We start from the raw sequence: 3,213 nt of genomic DNA, 5'->3' as shown, positions 1-3,213 counted from the left end.
GCGGAGTTCTCTTAGTCATCTTCAGATGACTTTTGCTATTAGACTGGGAATTCATTCCCAGGCGGGCTAAAGGTTTTAGCACATCTTTAGTTGGTTTTTAGATGGGAGTGGGGGGGCTCGAACCCCCACGACCTTTTACGGTCAACGGATTTTCATTCTCTTGTAGTTTTCACTACTACTTAGGTGCTAAAGCAATCATAAGTTTTGAGAATTGGACTCTCCCTTTACCCTCGGCTTTACGTTAGGGTAGCTCCCGTCGAGTCTCTGCACCTTCCCAGTCAAATATTTTTCTGGGCTTGGCTCAGGATTGCCATATCTATAAATAGATTTAGGTTTCCCTGAGTTTGAGAGCTGCCACTTGAAAGATTTCTCTATCAAGGCTCAATTCCTTTAAGTCCGTAGCGTCTACCATTCCGCCACACTCCCGTAAGGTTGTTTACTGTTTTTGAGGCAGTATTTATCCTCTTGTCTGTTATACCACTAATTGCTTTTTTTTGGCAAGTAGATTTTAAAATTTTATTTGCTAACGCTAATATTTGACATTTAGCGCCGAAACAAAATATTAAACTAGTACAAAACGGCGTAAATAAACCAACCATTCTAAATCCTCCAAAAGCCTATACTGTCTTCATTTTGACTTTTGACTTTTGACTTCCGCCTTGCGGTACTAGCCAGTTAGTTTACGCTTAATGGCTGAAGACGATCATATCATAAGTTTCGATTTTTGGGCAATTGGTTTTCAAAGAAGATGGAAAATAACAGAATTACCGATTTCCTCAAACCAGCCATTGGGCATATCATAAGAAGTGAATGCACCAAATATAGTTCAAATTGCGGTAAGAAATATGGTTGTAGCACTACTGTATCTGAGTTTGGCGGGCGCTTATTTGCTGGTAATACCCATTGCTGTATTTTTCTACTTGAGTTTAAGATGGTATACCTGTGGTTCTGTGGAACGGGTGTTTATGTACTTTTTAGTGTTCTTTTTCTTTCCGGGGTTGCTAGTTCTCTCCCCGTTTGTGAATTTGAACCCCCGTCCTCGAAAAATTGCTTAAATTAAAATTGGTAGGTCATAATTCTCATGCGACGTATTGACGCGATTGGTATTGGCTTCGGCGTTTTTGTGGCTGGTGGCTTGGCTTATGTGGGTTTGCAAGGAGTGGGTTTAGATAGTCAGAATGCTGGTATCTGGAGTCAAGTTTTCTTGATGGCTGGCTTAATTGGCTGGTTATGCACCTATATTTTCCGAGCGATAGGGAATAAAATGACCTACCATCAACAACGGGAAGCTTATGAAACGGCTTTTTTGCAAAAGCGGCTTGATGAACTCTCTCCTGAAGAGTTAGCTAAACTGCAAGCGAAGATTGAAGAGGAAAAAGAATCTCAGGTTTAGAGTTATGATTGTTCAGTTGTCAGTTGTTGATTGTAACTACTGACTACTGACCACTGACTACTGACTAAGCAAAATGACTGCTATTTCTCATTGCTTTGAAAATTTAAGACGGAATCAAGAGTGTGCGTTGATTCCTTTTATTACGGCTGGTGATCCGGATTTAGAAACTACTGCTAAGGCTTTGCAGGTTCTGGATAATTCTGGGGCGGATATTATTGAGTTGGGTGTACCCTATTCTGATCCTTTGGCTGATGGTCCGGTGATTCAGGCTGCGGCTACTCGCGCTTTGGAGAGGGGAACGACTTTAGAGCAGGTATTGGAGATGCTCAAGGGGATTAGTCCGAGTTTGCGATCGCCTATTATTTTATTTACCTATTACAATCCGATTTTACATCGAGGTGTTGATAAGTTTTTGGGACAAATTAAGGATGCTGGGGTAGCAGGTTTAGTTGTGCCGGATTTGCCATTGGAAGAGTCCGCAGGGCTAATCAAACCAGCAGCACAGATGGGGATAGATTTAACCTTATTGGTAGCTCCTACGAGTTCTCCCGAAAGAATAGAGGCGATCGCCCGCGCGTCTCAAGGATTTATCTATTTAGTCAGTGTTACTGGTGTCACGGGAATGCGAACCCAACTGCAAACGCGGGTTGGTGAACTGCTGCAACAAATCCGTCATGTTACAGATAAACCTATCGGTGTGGGGTTTGGAATTTCTGAGCCTGAGCAAGCAGGACAGGTAAAAGCATGGGGGGCGGATGCGGCAATTGTTGGTAGTGCTATGGTGAAGCGACTGGCAGAAGGCACACCAGAGCAGGGATTAGATGCGATCGCTCAATTTTGCCAAAGTCTCAAAACAGCCATCAGAAACCCCTCTTAATCAAAGAGAGCAATTGCCAAACAGTGTATTTTTTTGTTATTTTTTAGTGGACAATTTGACTGTAATCGTCTTAAATAATAACAGCATATCTTAGGATAGACAAAAAACTAACTGATACACTGGTTAATCTTGAATTTTCTTATAATATCAAAGTAGGCAAAAAATTATGCGTGTGAGAGTGCATCAGTCACAACTGAGTTACTATTCAGTAATATTTGGGGGGTAACAGCAATGAGCGAAAGTATGGCATTTATTGGCGGAGTCGCAGTAGCTGGGTTAGCGGCTTTAGTCTTGCTGAAAGGGACAAATACCCCGATATCATCGAACTTTGCTGTCAGTCCCCAAATGCCTGGGACAGTGATGGCACCCCAGGTAATGCAGTATCCCCCTAATTACGGGCAACCTGTCTATTCTAATCAGCCCCCAACCGCTCCTAATTCTGATCAGCGGCTAGAAATGGAAAAGCTGAAAATGAATATGCAAATAGAGAAGTTGAAAACTGACAATGAACAACTAAAGTTACAAAACCAACAATTCCAGGTACAAGCTCAAAGTTTTACGCAACAGCAGTGGCAATTAGCACAACAAGCTAATCAACAAAAAATGGCCACTTTACAACAACCTGAGCAAAATAATTGGTGGTCTTCACCTATGCTTTGGGCTGTGGGTGGTGCTACCTTGACTATTGGTGGTGGTGTTGTTGTCGCCGGTGTCTTATCTTTATTTGCACCAAAACAGCGTCCTACTCGTACTGTTCAGGTGATTCATCCCTACAATGGATCAACACAATCGTTAAATCCTGTGCGTCGTGCTGAGTTTTTACCATCTTCTCCCATGGAATCTAGAAGGATCGAAACCGCAGAATACGACGAAATGCACTAAACCGTTGTGCTGAATAGTTCAGACATTGAGAAAGTAAAAACCAAACATCAGAATCCAATTA

4 protein-coding genes are annotated in these 3,213 nt (G+C 42.2%); all 4 read left to right on the top strand.

Annotated features, from left to right (window positions below; translation table 11 throughout):
• The first annotated feature begins 845 nt into the window (after positions 1 to 845).
• The 4 genes from ndhL (at position 846) to FJR37_RS25765 (ending at position 3,152) form a co-directional block, all read left to right on the top strand.
• Positions 846 to 1,055 (top strand): NAD(P)H-quinone oxidoreductase subunit L, encoded by a 210-nt coding sequence (gene ndhL / locus FJR37_RS25780; protein ID WP_080683924.1) that lies wholly within the window; start codon positions 846 to 848, stop codon positions 1,053 to 1,055.
• A 26-nt stretch (positions 1,056 to 1,081) separates the two neighbouring features.
• Positions 1,082 to 1,393, top strand: coding sequence for a DUF3007 family protein (locus FJR37_RS25775; RefSeq protein WP_027403162.1), 312 nt, complete (start codon positions 1,082 to 1,084; stop codon positions 1,391 to 1,393).
• Positions 1,394 to 1,466: 73 nt separating this feature from the next.
• Positions 1,467 to 2,270, top strand: a complete 804-nt coding sequence (trpA, locus tag FJR37_RS25770; protein ID WP_039202260.1) for a tryptophan synthase subunit alpha — start codon at positions 1,467 to 1,469, stop codon at positions 2,268 to 2,270.
• A 231-nt stretch (positions 2,271 to 2,501) separates the two neighbouring features.
• Positions 2,502 to 3,152 (top strand): heterocyst differentiation related protein, encoded by a 651-nt coding sequence (locus tag FJR37_RS25765; protein ID WP_072033624.1) that lies wholly within the window; start codon positions 2,502 to 2,504, stop codon positions 3,150 to 3,152.
• Positions 3,153 to 3,213 lie beyond the last annotated feature (61 nt).

The sequence above is a fragment of the Aphanizomenon sp. UHCC 0183 genome (assembly GCF_009712065.1).
GTDB classification, from domain to species: Bacteria; Cyanobacteriota; Cyanobacteriia; order Cyanobacteriales; family Nostocaceae; genus Dolichospermum; species Dolichospermum heterosporum.
This window is presented reverse-complemented; position numbering and strand designations above follow the sequence as displayed.

Coding starts and splice junctions, on each gene's coding strand:
- FJR37_RS25765 (WP_072033624.1), top strand. CDS start 2,502: ATGAGCGAAAGTATGGCATTTATTGGCGGAGTCGCAGTAGCTGGGTTA.
- trpA (WP_039202260.1), top strand. CDS start 1,467: ATGACTGCTATTTCTCATTGCTTTGAAAATTTAAGACGGAATCAAGAG.
- FJR37_RS25775 (WP_027403162.1), top strand. CDS start 1,082: ATGCGACGTATTGACGCGATTGGTATTGGCTTCGGCGTTTTTGTGGCT.
- ndhL (WP_080683924.1), top strand. CDS start 846: ATGGTTGTAGCACTACTGTATCTGAGTTTGGCGGGCGCTTATTTGCTG.